This window comes from Rhizobium sp. X9, assembly GCF_018873185.1.
GTDB lineage: Bacteria > Pseudomonadota > Alphaproteobacteria > Rhizobiales > Rhizobiaceae > Agrobacterium > Agrobacterium oryzihabitans.
In genome coordinates, this window is sequence record NZ_CP071311.1 from 1,281,862 (window position 1) to 1,297,822 (window position 15,961).

Here is a 15,961-nt window from a genome sequence, read left to right on the forward strand (position 1 = left end):
GGAGCATTCCTTGGCAATCAGGCCGATCCTGCCCTACCCTCATTCAGGCCTTTCCGAGACTTGCGGGCCAGTCACTGTTTTTGACGATCATCTGCAGGACCTGGTCACAGACCTGATCGACACGATGCGCGCCGCCCCCGGCGTCGGCATTACCGCGGCCCATATTGGCGTAAGGCAGCGCGTCTTCGTGCTCGAACTGACACCGGGAAACGTCCTCACCTACATCAATCCTGAAATCCTCAGCCGGTCCGCGAAGACCATGCGGCATGTGGAGGGCAGCGTCTCGATGCCGGGTTTCACCGAGGAGGTGGAGCGACCATCGCAGATCGAAGTGAGATTTCAGGACGCTGCGGGCATGGAACATCGCCAGGCCGCAGAGGGGTTTCACGCTATCTGCATCCAGCACGAAATCGATCAGCTCGATGGCATCTTCTGGCTGAAGCGACTGTCGAAGCTCAAACGCGACCGGCTGGTAAAGAAATGGGAAAAATCCCGAAAGCCGTGACGATCAGCCGGCAATCGACAGCACAAATTCCGCCTCGCCCTTCAGCGTGTTGCTGACGGTACAGATATCCTCGGCCGAATGCGCGATCGCAGCGCGGGTAGCCTCGTCGAAATCCCCGGTTATCTCGATCCTTATATCGAAACGGATGATCCGATAGGGTTCTTCTGCAGATTTTTCACCGGAAACATCAACGGTGACGCCCTCGAAATGGTCCAGCAGACCCATACGGCTCGCCGCGATCCGGGCACTGAGCGTCAGGCATGCGGCAAGCGACGAATAAAGAAGATCGATCGGATTGAAGCCCGGTTCCGAGACGCCGGTCGCGATCTCAAGTGCGCCGCCGGTCCTTGTCGAAATCACCGGTCGACCAAGCCGCCCGACCCTCGCTGTCGCACCAACGGGTCTCACCTTCACCTTCGCGCCTTCGACCATTCAAATAATCCTGATTTAATCGCACGCAACCGATCGCATGGAACAAAAATCTATCTGGCGCTTTTTACTCACACAACGGTGAACGATCGTTGAACCTTTATTTTACAGGGAGCTGGGACATATGGTTACATCTACGCTCGTCAGCATTCTGATCACCTTCCTGGTGATCGTGCTTGTCTTGTGGCTCATCGCACGACTGCCCGTGGGCGGTGGCGCGAAACAGATCGCGCAGATCATCGTCATCATCATCGGTATTATTTCGCTTCTGAAATATCTCGCCGTCTTCTGATGTCCCGGCAAAGCGCGAACAAAAAAGGCGGCGAAAGCCGCCTTTTTTTGCGTTATTGGCGCGGTTCGAACTGATAGGTTTTTTTAAGCGTGATGTCGCGAACGCTGCCGATGCCGAGGAACGGCGTGTTTTCCGCATCGAAGATTGCCCGGCCCTTCGCAACGATCCAGCGGGCGGAACCATCAGGCAGATTGACCTTATAGCGCTGGTCGAAGAACACACCCGTCGTAATGCTGTCGAAAATCGCCTGCGCCACCTGATCACGCATTTCGACATCGATTCTTTCCAGAACATCCTCGATCGTCACACCGCGTGACGCCACGGCTTCGGAAAATCCATGGCATTCCGCCGTAACCGCGTCCATGATCAGCCTGTTGTCGGAAATGCTCCACATGTAATAGCCGAGTGCATTGTCTGAATCCGTTTTGTCCCCTTGCACGAAAACCCCCAGACATTTTTTCCTGACAAAAGCTAACATCAGACCTCTAATATTCCACCCCTTGCTTTTGTAGGGGGTAACCACCCACCTACTACAGCGTGCATCGATATCCACCGAAATTTGATGATAACCGAGACCGAATGACGGCCTCCAGGCGGCGATAAATTCTGAAGAGATATCGTAAAGCCGTTTGCCTGCACCTACATAGCTTTGCGCTAAAATTTCGAAGGAGGCTAATATGCTGCGAACCGCCCTTACCCTTGGACTGCTGTCAGCGACCGTTTTTCTTGCTGGGTGCCAGACATGGGAAAGTCCATATCGAGGAAGCGGATGGCGGATGGATCAGGTCATGGATGGCGATCCTTATCGCGTCGGTGACGGCAACCATCAGGACAACGGCACCGCCTCGAATATCATTCGACGCTAGACCGTCAGAACATCGCGTCCGGTCGGCGGCAAATCGATTATTTGCCGCCCCAAACTCTCATAGTCGCCTGTGGATAAAAGAGACAAATGCGGCACGCATAGTCGGCGTCAACGGAATTCTTGTTCTGGGAAGTTTACTGCCAACCGATTGGCTAAAAAAGAAAAAACCCGCCGAAGCGGGTTTCTTTGGTGCGGTCGAGAAGACTCGAACTTCCACGGGTTGCCCCACAGCGACCTCAACGCTGCGCGTCTACCAATTCCGCCACGACCGCATCGTGGTAGGCGTCGACTTGCGCCGACGGGGGTGCATGTAGCAAAAGGATTTTCGGTGCACAAGAGCGTCGTGACAGTTTTTTGAAATTAAAAATCGCACCGCACCATCCTATATGCAGGAAGCCCGGAAATGCTGGGGTTGCCGCCTTGTCATCATTTTGCGAGAAGGCTGTGGAAAGGACTTTTTCATGCTCACACGCACCGATATCGAGACAAATATGTTGCCCGCCGCCGGTTCCCCGCCCGTTCGCTGGCGAATCTCGGAAGGTTTCGTCCCCTATGAGCAGGCAATTGAGGAAATGGAGCGGGAAGTCGCCGCCATCGCCAGCGGCGAAGCGAATGAACTCGTCTGGCTTCTGGAACATCCACCACTTTACACCGCCGGCACCAGCGCCGACGTGGCCGACCTCATAGAGCCGGATCGTTTTCCCGTCTTCGCCACGGGCCGTGGCGGCGAATATACCTATCACGGGCCGGGACAGCGGGTCGTATACGTGATGCTGGACCTGAAACGCCGGCGTCAGGATGTCCGCGCCTATGTGGCGGCGCTGGAAGACGTGATCATCCGCACGCTCGACAAGATGAATGTGCGCGGCGAACGGCGCGAAGATCGTGTTGGCGTCTGGGTCCGGCGGCCGGAGAAACCTCTTCTGCCAGATGGTAGCATGGCTGAGGACAAGATCGCCGCGCTTGGCATCAGGCTGCGCAAATGGGTGAGCTTCCACGGGCTGTCGATCAATGTCGATCCCGACCTCTCGCATTTTTCAGGCATTGTTCCCTGCGGCATCAGCGCCTATGGCGTCACCAGCCTTGTCGATCTCGGATTGCCGGTTATGATCGGCGATGTCGACGTTCTGCTGCGCGAAGCCTTCGAGGAGGTGTTTGGCGAGGCAGTGCCCGAATCCGGCTCCGGCGGCTGATCCCACTGCAACCTTTGCCGCAGGCCGGTGTTTCCAGCATCGATCACCACAAGAGGAGGAACGACCATGTTCACAACGTCCGCCTATGCCTGCGATGACGGTTCTTCGCCGATGAAGCTCGCGACCATCAAGCGTCGCGATCCCGGCCCGCGCGATGTCGAAATCGAGATCGAATTCTGTGGCGTCTGCCACTCCGATATCCACACGGCCCGCAGCGAATGGCCGGGCTCCCTCTACCCCTGTGTTCCCGGCCACGAAATCATCGGCCGCGTCGGCCGGGTGGGCGCGCACGTCACCAAATTCAAGGCGGGTGACCGGGTCGGTGTCGGCTGTATCGTCGATAGCTGCCGGCAATGCGCAAGCTGCACCGAGGGGCTGGAGCAATATTGCGAAAACGGCATGACCGGCACCTATAATTCGCCCGACAAGGCTATGGGCGGCGGCGCTCATACGCTTGGCGGTTATTCTGCCCATGTCGTCGTCGATGACCGCTATGTCCTCAACATTCCCGAAGGGCTCGATCCGGCCGCCGCAGCACCCCTGCTCTGCGCGGGTATCACCACCTATTCACCGCTGCGCCACTGGAACGCAGGACCCGGCAAGCGTGTCGGCGTGGTCGGCCTCGGTGGCCTTGGCCATATGGCCGTCAAGATAGCCAATGCCATGGGCGCGACCGTGGTGATGATCACGACATCGCCCGGCAAGGCGGAAGACGCGAAAAAGCTCGGCGCTCACGAGGTGATCATCTCCCGTGATGCCGAGCAGATGAAGAGCGCGGCTGCGAGCCTCGATCTGATCATTGATGCGGTTGCCGCCGACCATGACATCAACGCCTATCTTGCGCTGCTGAAACGCGATGGCGCGCTGGTGCAGGTGGGCGCTCCGGAAAAGCCGCTCTCCGTCCACGCCTTCAGCCTCATCCCCGGCCGCAAGACCTTTGCCGGTTCGATGATCGGCGGCATTCCCGAAACCCAGGAAATGCTGGATTTCTGCGCCGAAAAAGGCATCGCCGCCGAAATCGAGATGATCGACATCGATCAGATCAACGACGCTTATGAACGCATGATAAAAAGCGATGTGCGTTATCGCTTCGTCATTGATATGAAGAGCCTGCCGCGCCAGAAGGCCGCCTGACCCTTCGAGGGGGGCGTCTTCTGGCGCTCCCATTTCCTCGTTGGACCTTTTGGTCGAAAGCGCAGCCCGACCCATGACCAGCCAGACCGGTTTCAACGATGTCGCCAAGGGCATGACCATCATGGCGGGCTGCATGTTCGTGCTGCCGGTCATGGATGCGATCGCCAAATATATGGCGGTGAGTGGCGGCATGTCGCCGGCGCAGGTGACCTTCTACCGCTTCTTTTTCCAGCTTCTGTGCACCCTGCCCCTGCTGGTGCTGGTCTCACCGAAAGCGCTGTTCAGCGCCAGGCGGCCGTGGATGAACTGCCTGCGTGGCGTGCTGCATGCCTCGGCCAGCCTGATGTTCTTTGCCGCCGTCAAATACATGCCGCTCGCCGATGTCTTTGCGATCTATTTCGTCGAGCCCTTCATGCTGACGATGATGTCGGCCCTCTTCCTCGGTGAAAAAGTCGGCTGGAAACGCTGGACGGCGATTGTGGTGGGGTTTGGCGGCGCGCTGATCGTCATTCAGCCGAGTTTTGAGATCTTCGGCTGGACGTCGCTCCTGCCGGTCGCCTGCGCTTTTCTCTACACGCTCTACCTGTTCCTGAACCGCGCCATCGGCGATGCCGACAGCCCGCTCGTCATGCAGACAATGTCCGGCATTGCCGGCACGGTGTTCATGGGGGCGGCCCTTCTGGCCGGTGATGCATTCGGCGACAAGGATTTCGCCGTCTCGCTTCCACAATCCGGTTTCGCCCTTACCCTGCTCATCCTGCTGGGTTCGATATCCGGCTACATGCATCTCCTGATCGTCCGGGCCTTCAGAATGGCGCCGCTCTCTCTGCTGGCGCCGTTCCAGTATTTCGAGATCATCTCGGCGACGATTCTCGGTTACACGCTGTTTTCGGATTTCCCGACGCCATCGAAATGGCTCGGCATTCTCATCATCGTCGCATCCGGCCTGTTCATCATCTGGCGGGAACGCAAGCAGGCGCAGACTGCACTGCCAATCGACGGGCAATGACGGCTGCGCCGATCGCCTTCAGGTGCCGGAGGGCAGCGGTCCCTCGTCGTGATGGTCCTGCGCCTCCACGAGGCTGCCGAGCAGCCAGAGGGAGACCTCCGCTGCCTCTCCGGTCGATTTGAAGCGATATGAGCCGCTATATTTCGGCGTGTCGAAAAAGGTCACGACGAAACCGTCGCCGCTTTCCAGACTTTCGACCCTTATCCGCTCGGGATCGATCATCATGCACACATAATGAGACCCCATATTGCGCATGAAGCCTGCCTTGTTGTCGTGAAGGCGCACGAAGGCCGCACCGCCACCCACCGTCATATGCAGGCTTCTGATCGCCTCGTTCGGAAAGGCGCGGGCGAAATCCATGATCGCCTGTCCCACATCATGGCTGTTATCCTCTTCCGTCGCCCGCGTCATGCGCCAGGCATAAACAGCAAAGACCGAAAGCAGCACGAAAACGATAATCCAGATCGCAATACTCACCCGGGACGCTCCCTCAGCACCGAAACATCACGATTCGCGAATCGAAACGATGCGAACCCGGTTTCGGTTCATAAAGATCGTGGCTTGCGTGAAGTGTGGCTTCCTGAAATCGGCGTCGATTCATTCGCATCGCGGGCGGCTTGGGGAATCAGAAACGCTTGAGGAAAGACGCCTTTGCCAGCAGCCATTGCCGGCGTAGCTGCGACAGTTGCAACTCGCCTTCGAACACGCCCGCTCCCGCCTTTCGGGCGGCGAGGATGACCGGGCCTGACAAAGCGACGGGCAGATAGGCAGCAAAGACAGTTCTGGAAATCTTCACGCGTCTTGCCTTTTCAATATGGTCCAAAGCATGCGCCGCGAAAATCTCGATGGCGATACCGATGCGTTGCCTGTCCTGGCCTTCAAGAAACGTCTCCCGATCAAGCCCGGCAGCCGCCAGCATGTCGGCGGGAATATAGACCTGCCCGCGCCGCCGGTGCAGCGGCATCAGGAGCAGGATGCCGGCCATGGCCTGCGCCACCCCCGCATGTCCCGCCGCCTCCGCGCTCGAAGACGCATCTTCGGGTGAAAGCACAAGGCTCGCGAGTTGAATGAGGGCGGAGGCGGTTTCCCCGGCATAACCTTCAAGCGCGTTGCGATCCTCAAACAGATCGTCATAGAGATCGAAGATGCGCGCTTCGATCATATTGGAGAGCACCGGCCGCGGCAGGCGATATTGCTCGATTGCGGCCAAAAGAGCGGCGGCAACGGGATGAGACTGGCTGTCACCATGCGGATTGCCGTCAAGAAGATCGCGCCACCATTGCATGCGCACTTCGCCGGGCAGCGCATCGCGAACGGAATCGCGGATGCGGGCGATTTCGGCGTTGAAGGCATAGAGCGCAGCCAGAGACGCACGCTTGTCGGCCGGCGACAGAAGGCATGCGAGATAGCGGTCGCGATCGGTGTCGCGCAGCGTCGCGAGGCAGACGTCAAGATCTTCTGTGGGTGCCATGGTTCCCCGCGCGAAACGTCCTGTCAGCCTTCGACGGCAATCAGCGCCGCAGCCACGGCGCGCGATTCCGAAAGCATGATATTATAGGTGCGCACGGCAGCCCCTGTGCTCATGGGATCAACCGAAATGCCCGCATCCCTAAAGGCCGCGCGCAATTCTTTCGGCAAAACCCGCATGCCATCGCCCGTGCCGATCAGAAGCACTTCGATATCCTGCGCTTCAGCCAGAACCTTGTCGAAATGCTCGAGCGTGAATTCCTTCGCATCGACCGGGCTCCAGCCGTAAATGCCGGAAGGCAGAAGCAGAAGCGAACCGCGATGCGACATGTCGGCAAAACGGAAACCGCCATTGCCATAGGCATCGATGGGCGCCCGGCCGGGAAAATGGGCCGGGCGTATTTCAATCCCGCCGGCCATCAGACGGCAGGCTTGCCGCCGATGGCGTTACCGGACTTCTCATCCTTCTCGTCTTCCGCATCCTTGCTATCAGGACGCAGCTTGAAGGCGATCAGCACCGGAGCCGCGATATAGACCGAGGAGAACACGCCGATACCGACGCCGAACAGCATAGCGAAGGTGAAGGAACGGATGACCTCGCCACCGAAGAGGTAGAGTGCCAGAAGCGCCAGAAGGACAGTCAGACCAGTCAGGATCGTGCGCGACAGGGTCTGGTTCAGCGACGCATCGATGATCATCGACAGCGGCATCTTTTTGTACCGCCTCAAATTTTCACGGACACGGTCATAGATGACGACGGTGTCGTTCAGCGAATAACCAATGATCGTCAGGATCGCCGCGATACTGGTGAGGTTGAACTCTATATCCAGGAAGACGAAGAGGCCGATGGTGAAGACCACGTCATGAACCATCGAGATGACCGCGCCGAGTGCAAACTGCCACTCGAAGCGAACCCAGATGTAGACCATAATCGCCGCCATGGCGAGCACAACGCCGATCGTGGAGGTGAAGGTCAGGTCACCGGAAACGGCAGGACCGACGACTTCCACGCGGCGGAAGTCATATTTGTCCTCAAGCTCGCCACGCACCATGGTGATGGCGGACTGCTCGGCATTTTCACCGCCGTCCTGCGCCTGAATGCGGATGAGAACATCCTGCGGCGTGCCGAAATTCTGCGCCTGGATTTCACCGAGGTTCAGCTGGTTCAGACGATCGCGAATATCGGCGAGATCGGCCTCACCCTGCTTGGCGCGCACTTCGATAACCGAACCGCCCTGGAAGTCGATGCCGAGGTTCAGGCCCTTGGCAACGAAACCGCCGACACAGGCGAGCATGATCACGCCAGTGATCATGAACACCACGCGGCGATAGCGCATGAAGGGAATGTCGCGGCCATCGAACATGGCGGTACGCACACCCTTGGGCAGATGCTTCGGACGGCTGCGGCGAACCCAGTAGCCGAACATCCACGCCGTCAGCGTATAAGCCGTGAAGACGGTGGTGATGATGCCGACGGCGAGCGTAACGGCAAAGCCCTTGACCGGACCGGTGCCCATGTAGAACAGCACGCTCGCCACGATCAGTGTCGTCAGGTTGGCGTCGACAATGGTCGCAAAGGCGCGGGTGAAGCCGTTATCCAGTGACTGGATCAGCGGTTTGCCGCTCTTCACCTCTTCGCGTATTCGCTCATAGATCAGAACGTTGGAATCCACCGCCATGCCGATCGTCAAGACGATACCGGCAATACCGGGCAAGGTCAGCGTCGATCCGATCACACTGAGGACCGCAAGCAGCATGACGACGTTGACGATGAGCGCGATATTCGCGAGCAGGCCGAAGAAGCCGTAGAAGACGAACATGAAGATGAGGACGCCGACGGCGCCGATGGCGCTTGCCGTCAGGCCGGCGGTGATGGAGTCGTTACCAAGGCTCGGACCGACGGTGCGTTCTTCGACCACGGTCAGCGTGGCCGGCAGCGCACCCGCGCGCAGCAGCACCGCAAGGTCATTGGCGCCCTGAACCGAGAAGTTCCCGGAAATCTGTCCCGAGCCGCCGATGATCGGCTCGCGGATAACAGGTGCGGAAATGACCTGGTTGTCGAGCACGATGGCAAAAGGCTTGCCGACATTCTGCTGCGTCGCCTGCGCAAAGCGCTGCGCGCCGCGGCTGTCGAAGCGGAAGGTAACGACCGGTTCGTTGGTCTGCTGGTTGAAGCTTGCCTGCGCGTCGACGAGATTGTCGCCGGAAACCAGCGCACGGCGTTCCACCAGATAGGGAACCGGCGGATCATCCTGCGAATAGAGAACTTCAGAGGTCGCGGGCGGACGGCCGTTCATGGCTTCCTGCACCGGCATGGTGGTGTCGACCATGCGGAAGGACAGCTTTGCCGTCTGGTTGAGGAGCGATTTCAGGCGCTGTGGGTCCTGAAGGCCAGGCACCTGCACGATGATGCGGTCGGAACCCTGACGCTGGATGAGCGGCTCGGTGGTGCCCACTTCGTCAACGCGGCGGCGCACGACTTCGATGGACTGCGACACGGCCGAAGACAGGCGGTAATCGATGCCTTCATCCGTGAGGTTGAGCCGCAGCAGATTGTCGCCGCCGTCGTTCATCGTCACTTCGGTGATGGAACCGCCGACCAGCGTTCCGGCGGACACCGGCTGCGTCAGGTCGCGAAGCGCGTTCTTGGCGGCTTCGTATTGTGCCGGGTCGCTGATGCGAACCTGGATCAGCTGGCCGTTGCCGGTCAGCCCCGAATAGCGGATATTGGCGTCGCGAAGCTGGGTGCGCACATCGCCGACGATCGTTTCAAGCCGTTCCTTGACAATGTCGGAACGCTCGATCTTGAGCATGATGTGCGAGCCGCCCTGAAGGTCGAGACCGAGCGTTACCTTGTTGTCCTTGTACCAGGCAGGCATGCCCTCCAGCTGTTTGTCCGAAAACAGGTTGGGAGACGCGATAAAGACGCTTGCCAGCACAAGCAGCCAGATGAAGACTGTTTTCCAACGGGAAAAATGAAGCATTTCGATCTCGGTCAGGGTTGGGGTTGCGCTGATGACGCAACCCGTCAAATTCGGAAGCGGACGTTCAATTATCCGGCAGGATCAGGAAGCGGCTTCCGTCTTGACCACTTCGCCCTTCACGCGCACTTCGGCAATGTAGGCACGAGCGGCACGGATTTTCACGCCTTCGGCGATTTCGACTTCGAGTTCATTGTCGTCGATGACCTTGGTCACCTTGCCGACGATGCCGCCGCCGAGAACGACCTGATCGCCACGGCGAATGCTGGTCAGCGTCTCCTGACGCTTCTTCATCTGCGCGCGCTGCGGACGGATGAGGAAAAAGTACCAGACCACCATAAGCGGCGCAAACAGGAAAAGCATTTCAAGGCCAGACCCGAAGGCCGATGCGCCGCCCGTTGCGTCCTGGGCAAAAGCTTGACTAATGAACATATAAAACTCCTCAACGATTACGGCACGACCTCGTATGCCGCCCCAGCTTTCAAGCCGCCGGAATATAGTGGGGAACGCCGGGATTGCAACAGATGCAGGGACCCCGCCGTACCGATTCCGGACCTCTTAACCTTTATGGGCCGGAAACGCCATGCTAGGCCGGGCCGAAAACATCGTTTTGAACACCAGATAAGCGGAAGAAACACCATGATTCGAGAAGAGACGGCCACCCTGCTTCTTGCCGAACTGCGTAGGCTGAACGTTGCCGTGGAACGGCTGGCTGGCCCGGCGCCGGCCATAAACGATTGGAATGCGGCGGATTGTTTCGTCTGGTCGCCGGTCAACTCCTTCCTCCAGCCGGTCTCGCGGCCAAACCGCATAGCGCTGAAGCTCATTCGCGGCGTCGATCATGTGCGCGACATCCTGCATGAAAACACCCTGCGTTTCGCCGATGGTTTTCCGGCCAACAACGTGTTGCTCTGGGGCGCGCGCGGCATGGGCAAATCCTCGCTGGTCAAGGCCGTTCACGAAGATGTGCGCGCCGCAAGCGGTGTTCCCCTGAAGCTGGTCGAGGTGCACCGCGAGGATATCCACACCCTGCCAGCTTTGCTCGACATATTGAAGGCCTCCGGTGAACGCGTCATCGTCTTCTGCGACGACCTCTCCTTCGATCACGACGACACGGCCTACAAATCCCTGAAGGCGGCGCTTGACGGCGGCATCGAGGGACGGCCGGACAACGTCCTGTTTTACGCCACCTCCAACCGCCGCCACCTTCTGCCGCGTCACATGATGGAAAACGAACAATCGACCGCCATCAACCCCTCGGAAGCGGTGGAAGAGAAAGTCTCGCTCTCGGATCGCTTCGGCCTCTGGCTCGGCTTCCACAAATGCGGACAGGAAGACTACCTGACGATGATCGACAGCTATGCCGCGCATTTCGATCTGGGGCTCGATAGAGAAACCCTTCATCACGAGGCGCTGGAATGGGCGACCACACGCGGCGGCCGCTCCGGCCGCGTCGCCTGGCAATATATTCAGGATGCCGCAGGCCGCCTGAGAAAATCGATCGACCGATAGGCTGCGATCAAAGGGCCCGGAGCGGATTTGTCCCGCACGGGTCAGGCCTTAAAGCGCCTCATCCACCCTCAGTCCCGCACGTCTGACAATCCGCGCGGGAACGCCGACGACGGTGCAGTCGGAGGGAACGTTTTTTATGACAACCGCATTCGCACCCACTTTGGCATTGTCACCCACGGTAATGTCTCCCAGCACCTTGGCGCCGGCATTTATCGTAACGTTGTCACCAATTCTGGGTGCGCCCGTCGAGCTGGTATAACCGATGCTGACCTGCTGGTTTATCCAGCAATTGGCGCCGATCGACTCGGCCGATATGATCGTTGCAAACCCATGCTGGATGAACAGCCCGGGGCCGATATCGGGTGTGAGAATGTGCAGCGTATTTTCAGGCCGCGCCAGAACCTTGAAAAAACGAGCCCTCGGCAGCCGATAATAAAAAAGGTTGCGAAACTCGGCTGTGCCGGTCAGCAATCTCACTGCATCAAGCATGAGATCACCCCGCTGCGTCGATGACCTCCGAAGAAGTTTTTCGCTCCACGCCTCGATGTCCCGGAAGATCGGGTTTCCGGGTTTTGCCATGAAAAGCAGAACCAGGTGCGGCGTAACGGACAGGGCCGATACTGCAAAACAGATTTTTTTAAAAATGATCACAATAAAATCCTTAAATAATAAAAAGGTAATTTATCGTCTCGAGCGCAACTTGCAACAGAGTATCGATGCCGTGTCTGCGAGACGGCAATTGTTGCTGCTGACGTGAACACGCGTGTCGTTAAGGCTACAGAGGGTGTCGTATTCCCGAACGTCACCTCGCCCGCCACATGGTTTGCTGCAGGCATCCGGCACCATCCCGTCAATTCAGCGAGGTGGAACCGGAAAACCGGCGAAATGCCGGTGATTGCGGCGGCGGACGATCAGGAGGTGCGGCGTCTTTTCGAAACGCTCCATGTGCTCCCCTTTCCATCCCTGCGCCGAGAGATCGCATGCGAACCTTCACCGGTTCGTCCGTGCAGTTCGACAATATCCTGCCTGCGGAGGAGCGGGCCGGCATTGATGTTCAAACCCAAGGAGGAGATGGATATGAGCAGGAACAGAGGCGTCGTTTATCTGAAGCCGGGCCAGGTCGAAGTCCGAGACATCGACGACCCGAAGCTGGAGGCGCCGGATGGCCGCCGCATCGAGCACGGTGTCATTCTCAAGGTTATTTCCACGAATATCTGCGGTTCCGACCAGCATATGGTGCGCGGCCGCACCACGGCAATGCCGGGCCTCGTCCTTGGCCATGAAATCACCGGTGAAGTCATCGAAAAAGGTGTCGACGTCGAAATGCTTGATATCGGCGATATCGTCTCCGTGCCCTTCAACGTTGCCTGCGGCCGCTGCCGCTGCTGCAAGTCGCAGGATACCGGCGTCTGCCTGACCGTGAACCCATCGCGCGCCGGTGGCGCTTACGGTTATGTCGATATGGGCGGCTGGATCGGCGGACAGGCCCGTTATGTCACCATCCCCTATGCCGACTTCAACCTCCTGAAGTTTCCCGACCGCGACAGGGCGATGGCCAAGATCCGCGACCTTACCATGCTGTCCGACATTCTACCCACCGGCTTCCATGGTGCAGTCAAGGCGGGCGTCGGTGTTGGCTCGACGGTCTATGTCGCGGGCGCCGGCCCGGTCGGTCTTGCGGCTGCCGCCTCCGCCCGTATCCTCGGTGCGGCCGTCGTCATGATCGGCGATTTCAACAAGGATCGCCTAGCGCATGCCGCAAGGGTCGGTTTCGAACCCGTCGATCTTTCCAGGGGCGACCGGCTGGGCGACATGATCGCGCAGATCGTCGGCACCAATGAGGTGGACAGCGCCATCGACGCCGTCGGTTTCGAGGCACGCGGCCATTCCGGCGGCGAACAGCCGGCCATCGTTCTCAACCAGATGATGGAGATCACCCGCGCTGCCGGCTCGATCGGCATTCCCGGCCTTTATGTCACCGAGGATCCGGGTGCGGTCGACGCTGCGGCGAAACAGGGCAGCCTGTCTTTGCGCTTCGGCCTCGGATGGGCAAAGGCGCAGTCTTTCCATACCGGCCAGACGCCGGTTCTGAAGTATAACCGTCAACTCATGCAGGCCATCCTGCATGATCGCCTGCCTATTGCCGATATCGTCAACGCCAAGATCATCGCGCTCGACGACGCCGTGCAGGGATATGAAAGCTTCGATCAGGGCGCGGCAACCAAGTTCGTTCTCGACCCGCATGGCGATCTGCTGAAGGCCGCCTGAGCCTCCCTTAATCAAGTCCTACGACGAATTGCCCGCGACACTGCCCGTCGCGGGCTTTTTTTTGCGATGAGACCATGTCTCCAGCCGGAGATATCAAGCTTCGAATTCAACAAGCGCTTCAAGCTCGGCTTTCGCCTCGGCAGAAAGATAGGGCCTGAACAGGCTGGAAACCTGCTGCAGCCCCCAGTCCATTTGCCGCTGACCGAATTCGCTGACGCCTTCCTGCAGGTTGAGATAGGCCGCCCAGTACGTCGAAACGATCCATAGGTTGGTCAGGACCGCATCGTGTTCGCTTTCGGGAATATCCACCAGACCTGCTTTCTGCATACGGCTGACAATGTCACCGACCGCCAGCCGCATGGCAGCACTTATGGTCCTGACCGGCTCCACCAGCGCCGGTGCAAGCGCAACCAGGCCGACGAGGTCGCGAAACAGAAAGCGGTAACTCCACACCAGCGAGAACCATTGTCGCAGAAAGCCGACATAGGTGGCCGCCGCCCCCTCGTCTGCCCCATCAACGGTTACGACAAGCACCATCGCATCGGCTTCGAACCGCGCAAACAGCGCGAGGACCAGCAATTCCTTCGTACGGAAATGATAATAAAGATTGCCCTCGTTGATATCGACCGCAAGCGCGATTTCGGCAGTCGTTACGCGATCAGGCCCGCGATCGTTGAACAGGTCGAGGGCGGCATCCAGAATCCTGTCGCGCGTGCGCCGTTTCCGTGGTCGCTTTGCCTCGTTGCTCTTCATAAAATCCTGCCTCGCCATTGAAACCTAAGGCATGCACCTTAAATATCTAAAATAAGGTATGCACCTTAACAGCAAAATCCCGTTGTTCAAACGTGAATTGAAGGAGCTGTCAATGACCGGAACCAGCCTCCACACACCGTCCACATCATCTGCCGCAGCAGAACCCATATCGAAACTCGCCGCCGCGCGTCTGGCAATCTCCCTTGTGCGTAACCCGCTAAAGGCGCTGCCACCGGATATTTTCAGCGAACCGGCGGTCTTCACCCGTCTTGGCGGCACAATGCGTGTGCACCTCGCCGACCCCGTGCTGATCCACGAAGCCCTGGTCAAGAACGCCCATCTGCTCGGAAAGGGCGAGGATGTACGCCGGGTGCTCGGCCCCGCGCTTGGGCAGGGTCTCCTGACGGCCGATGGCGACCACTGGAAATGGCAAAGGCAATCCGTATCCGCCGCCTTCCGGCATGAAAAACTGCTGGAGCTGCTGCCGGTCATGATCGAGACGGCGCGGCGCACGGAAACACGCTGGCGCTCCCCCTCCATCGGTGACATCGATATCGGCCATGAAATGATGCGAACCACATTCGACATCATCGTCGAAACCATGATGTCCGGTGGATACGGCATCGATATCGCGCGCGTCGAACAGAGCATCACCGACTATCTGAGACCGACAGGCTGGACTTTCGCTCTCGCCATGCTGGGTGCGCCGGAATGGCTGCCCCATCCCGGCCGGCGCAAATCCCGCGCCGCCGTCGATTATCTGCGCGCCAGCCTTGCAAAGGTCATCGCCGGGCGGCGAAAGAACCCGACCGGGAGAACCGACCTCGTCTCCATGCTGCTGGAAGCCCGGGATCCGGAAACCGGACGCATGATGAGCGACACGGGAATCATCGACAATCTTCTGACCTTCATCACCGCCGGCCATGAAACGACGGCGCTCGGCCTCGCCTGGATGTTCCACCTGCTGTCGCAAAACAGCGATGTGGAAACGAGGGTCATCGAAGAAATCGAAGCCGTCACCGCCGGAGAGCCGGTCACGGCAGACCATATCGCCGGGTTGACCTACACCCGGCAGGTGTTTTCGGAGGCAATGCGGCTTTACCCGCCTGCCCCGGTCATCACCCGCACGACGTTGCAGGATTTCAGGCTCGGCGAGCACGATATTCCGGCCGGAACCGTTCTCTATGTACCGATCTATGCCGTCCACCGGCACACGGCGCTATGGGAGGAACCCGAACGCTTTGACCCGTCACGTTTTGAGCCCGAAAAGGTCAAGGCGCGCCACCGCTATGCCTACATGCCCTTCGGAGCCGGCCCACGCATCTGCATCGGCAATGCCTTTGCCATGATGGAGGCCGTGGCGATCCTTGCCGTTCTCCTGCAGACGGTTCACCTTGAAAACAGGTCCGCGGCTGCGGCGGAGCCGCTGATGAGAGTGACATTGCGACCGGAAAACCGCCTGATGATGCAGATCAAGCACCGAAAAAACAAATTGCCCGCGACGTGAACCACCGCGGGCAATTTTAATCCTGAAGAAACCCACCTGTCACCAA

The 15,961-nt window shown here is 58.9% G+C and carries 17 protein-coding genes and 1 tRNA gene; 8 read left to right on the forward strand and 10 right to left on the reverse strand.

Annotation, left to right across the window (positions count from 1 at the left end):
• The first annotated feature begins 10 nt into the window (after nucleotides 1–10).
• Nucleotides 11–505 (forward strand): peptide deformylase, encoded by a 495-nt coding sequence (locus JZY08_RS06250; protein WP_216331357.1) that lies wholly within the window; start codon nucleotides 11–13, stop codon nucleotides 503–505.
• Between the two features lie 3 nt (nucleotides 506–508).
• On the opposite strand, the gene JZY08_RS06255 is transcribed toward JZY08_RS06250, so the two are convergent.
• Complete coding sequence (locus JZY08_RS06255; protein ID WP_216331358.1) at nucleotides 509–937, reverse strand: OsmC family protein; 429 nt, start codon at nucleotides 935–937, stop codon at nucleotides 509–511.
• A 121-nt stretch (nucleotides 938–1,058) separates the two neighbouring features.
• Here JZY08_RS06255 and JZY08_RS06260 point away from each other — a divergent pair, with 121 nt between their 5' ends.
• Complete coding sequence (locus JZY08_RS06260; RefSeq protein WP_003495928.1) at nucleotides 1,059–1,226, forward strand: Thivi_2564 family membrane protein; 168 nt, start codon at nucleotides 1,059–1,061, stop codon at nucleotides 1,224–1,226.
• 52 nt (nucleotides 1,227–1,278) lie between these two features.
• Here JZY08_RS06260 and JZY08_RS06265 read toward each other — a convergent pair whose 3' ends face one another.
• Nucleotides 1,279–1,704 carry a PAS domain-containing protein gene (locus JZY08_RS06265; RefSeq protein ID WP_216331359.1) on the reverse strand — a complete coding sequence of 142 codons (426 nt, stop codon included), beginning with the start codon at nucleotides 1,702–1,704 and terminating at the stop codon, nucleotides 1,279–1,281.
• Between the two features lie 574 nt (nucleotides 1,705–2,278).
• Nucleotides 2,279–2,363: transfer RNA gene (locus JZY08_RS06275), tRNA-Leu, on the reverse strand.
• Between the two features lie 189 nt (nucleotides 2,364–2,552).
• Here JZY08_RS06275 and lipB point away from each other — a divergent pair.
• The 3 genes from lipB to JZY08_RS06290 all read left to right on the forward strand — a co-directional run bounded on the left by lipB (nucleotide 2,553) and on the right by JZY08_RS06290 (nucleotide 5,427).
• Nucleotides 2,553–3,284, forward strand: coding sequence for a lipoyl(octanoyl) transferase LipB (gene lipB, locus JZY08_RS06280; protein WP_216331360.1), 732 nt, complete (start codon nucleotides 2,553–2,555; stop codon nucleotides 3,282–3,284).
• 66 nt (nucleotides 3,285–3,350) lie between these two features.
• On the forward strand, nucleotides 3,351–4,418 hold the full coding sequence (locus JZY08_RS06285) for an NAD(P)-dependent alcohol dehydrogenase (RefSeq protein ID WP_216331361.1): 1,068 nt from the start codon (nucleotides 3,351–3,353) through the stop codon (nucleotides 4,416–4,418).
• A 73-nt stretch (nucleotides 4,419–4,491) separates the two neighbouring features.
• A complete protein-coding gene (locus JZY08_RS06290) occupies nucleotides 4,492–5,427 on the forward strand; it encodes a DMT family transporter (protein ID WP_216331362.1) in 936 nt (311 codons plus the stop codon).
• Nucleotides 5,428–5,445: 18 nt separating this feature from the next.
• On the opposite strand, the gene JZY08_RS06295 is transcribed toward JZY08_RS06290, so the two are convergent.
• The 5 genes from JZY08_RS06295 to yajC all read right to left on the reverse strand — a co-directional run bounded on the left by JZY08_RS06295 (nucleotide 5,446) and on the right by yajC (nucleotide 10,307).
• Nucleotides 5,446–5,904, reverse strand: coding sequence for a hypothetical protein (locus JZY08_RS06295; protein WP_216331363.1), 459 nt, complete (start codon nucleotides 5,902–5,904; stop codon nucleotides 5,446–5,448).
• Nucleotides 5,905–6,052: 148 nt separating this feature from the next.
• Nucleotides 6,053–6,898, reverse strand: a complete 846-nt coding sequence (locus JZY08_RS06300; RefSeq protein WP_216331364.1) for a phytoene/squalene synthase family protein — start codon at nucleotides 6,896–6,898, stop codon at nucleotides 6,053–6,055.
• Between the two features lie 23 nt (nucleotides 6,899–6,921).
• Entirely contained in the window at nucleotides 6,922–7,314 is a 393-nt protein-coding gene (locus JZY08_RS06305) for an Mth938-like domain-containing protein (RefSeq protein ID WP_216331365.1), read from the reverse strand.
• Entirely contained in the window at nucleotides 7,314–9,878 is a 2,565-nt protein-coding gene (gene secDF, locus JZY08_RS06310; protein WP_082184685.1) for a protein translocase subunit SecDF, read from the reverse strand. Before secDF ends, JZY08_RS06305 begins: the two co-directional genes overlap by 1 nt.
• A gap of 81 nt (nucleotides 9,879–9,959) precedes the next feature.
• Nucleotides 9,960–10,307 carry a preprotein translocase subunit YajC gene (gene yajC, locus JZY08_RS06315; protein ID WP_003495911.1) on the reverse strand — a complete coding sequence of 116 codons (348 nt, stop codon included), beginning with the start codon at nucleotides 10,305–10,307 and terminating at the stop codon, nucleotides 9,960–9,962.
• Between the two features lie 207 nt (nucleotides 10,308–10,514).
• Between yajC and JZY08_RS06320 the strand changes: the two genes are divergently transcribed.
• Entirely contained in the window at nucleotides 10,515–11,387 is an 873-nt protein-coding gene (locus JZY08_RS06320; protein ID WP_003495909.1) for an ATP-binding protein, read from the forward strand.
• A 48-nt stretch (nucleotides 11,388–11,435) separates the two neighbouring features.
• Here the strand turns inward: JZY08_RS06320 and JZY08_RS06325 are convergent, their stop codons facing one another.
• Nucleotides 11,436–11,876 carry a serine O-acetyltransferase gene (locus JZY08_RS06325; RefSeq protein ID WP_253204057.1) on the reverse strand — a complete coding sequence of 147 codons (441 nt, stop codon included), beginning with the start codon at nucleotides 11,874–11,876 and terminating at the stop codon, nucleotides 11,436–11,438.
• A gap of 588 nt (nucleotides 11,877–12,464) precedes the next feature.
• On the opposite strand from JZY08_RS06325, the gene fdhA reads away from it, so the two are divergent.
• The gene (gene fdhA, locus JZY08_RS06330) at nucleotides 12,465–13,655 is read left to right on the forward strand and encodes a formaldehyde dehydrogenase, glutathione-independent (protein WP_035242797.1); all 1,191 of its coding nucleotides are present in this window, start codon (nucleotides 12,465–12,467) and stop codon (nucleotides 13,653–13,655) included.
• 93 nt (nucleotides 13,656–13,748) lie between these two features.
• On the opposite strand, the gene JZY08_RS06335 is transcribed toward fdhA, so the two are convergent.
• Nucleotides 13,749–14,408: a TetR/AcrR family transcriptional regulator gene (locus JZY08_RS06335; RefSeq protein ID WP_216331366.1), complete on the reverse strand. Its 660-nt coding sequence runs from the start codon at nucleotides 14,406–14,408 to the stop codon at nucleotides 13,749–13,751.
• 112 nt (nucleotides 14,409–14,520) lie between these two features.
• Here JZY08_RS06335 and JZY08_RS06340 point away from each other — a divergent pair, with 112 nt between their 5' ends.
• Nucleotides 14,521–15,915 carry a cytochrome P450 gene (locus tag JZY08_RS06340; RefSeq protein ID WP_216331367.1) on the forward strand — a complete coding sequence of 465 codons (1,395 nt, stop codon included), beginning with the start codon at nucleotides 14,521–14,523 and terminating at the stop codon, nucleotides 15,913–15,915.
• The last annotated feature ends 46 nt before the right edge of the window (nucleotides 15,916–15,961 follow it).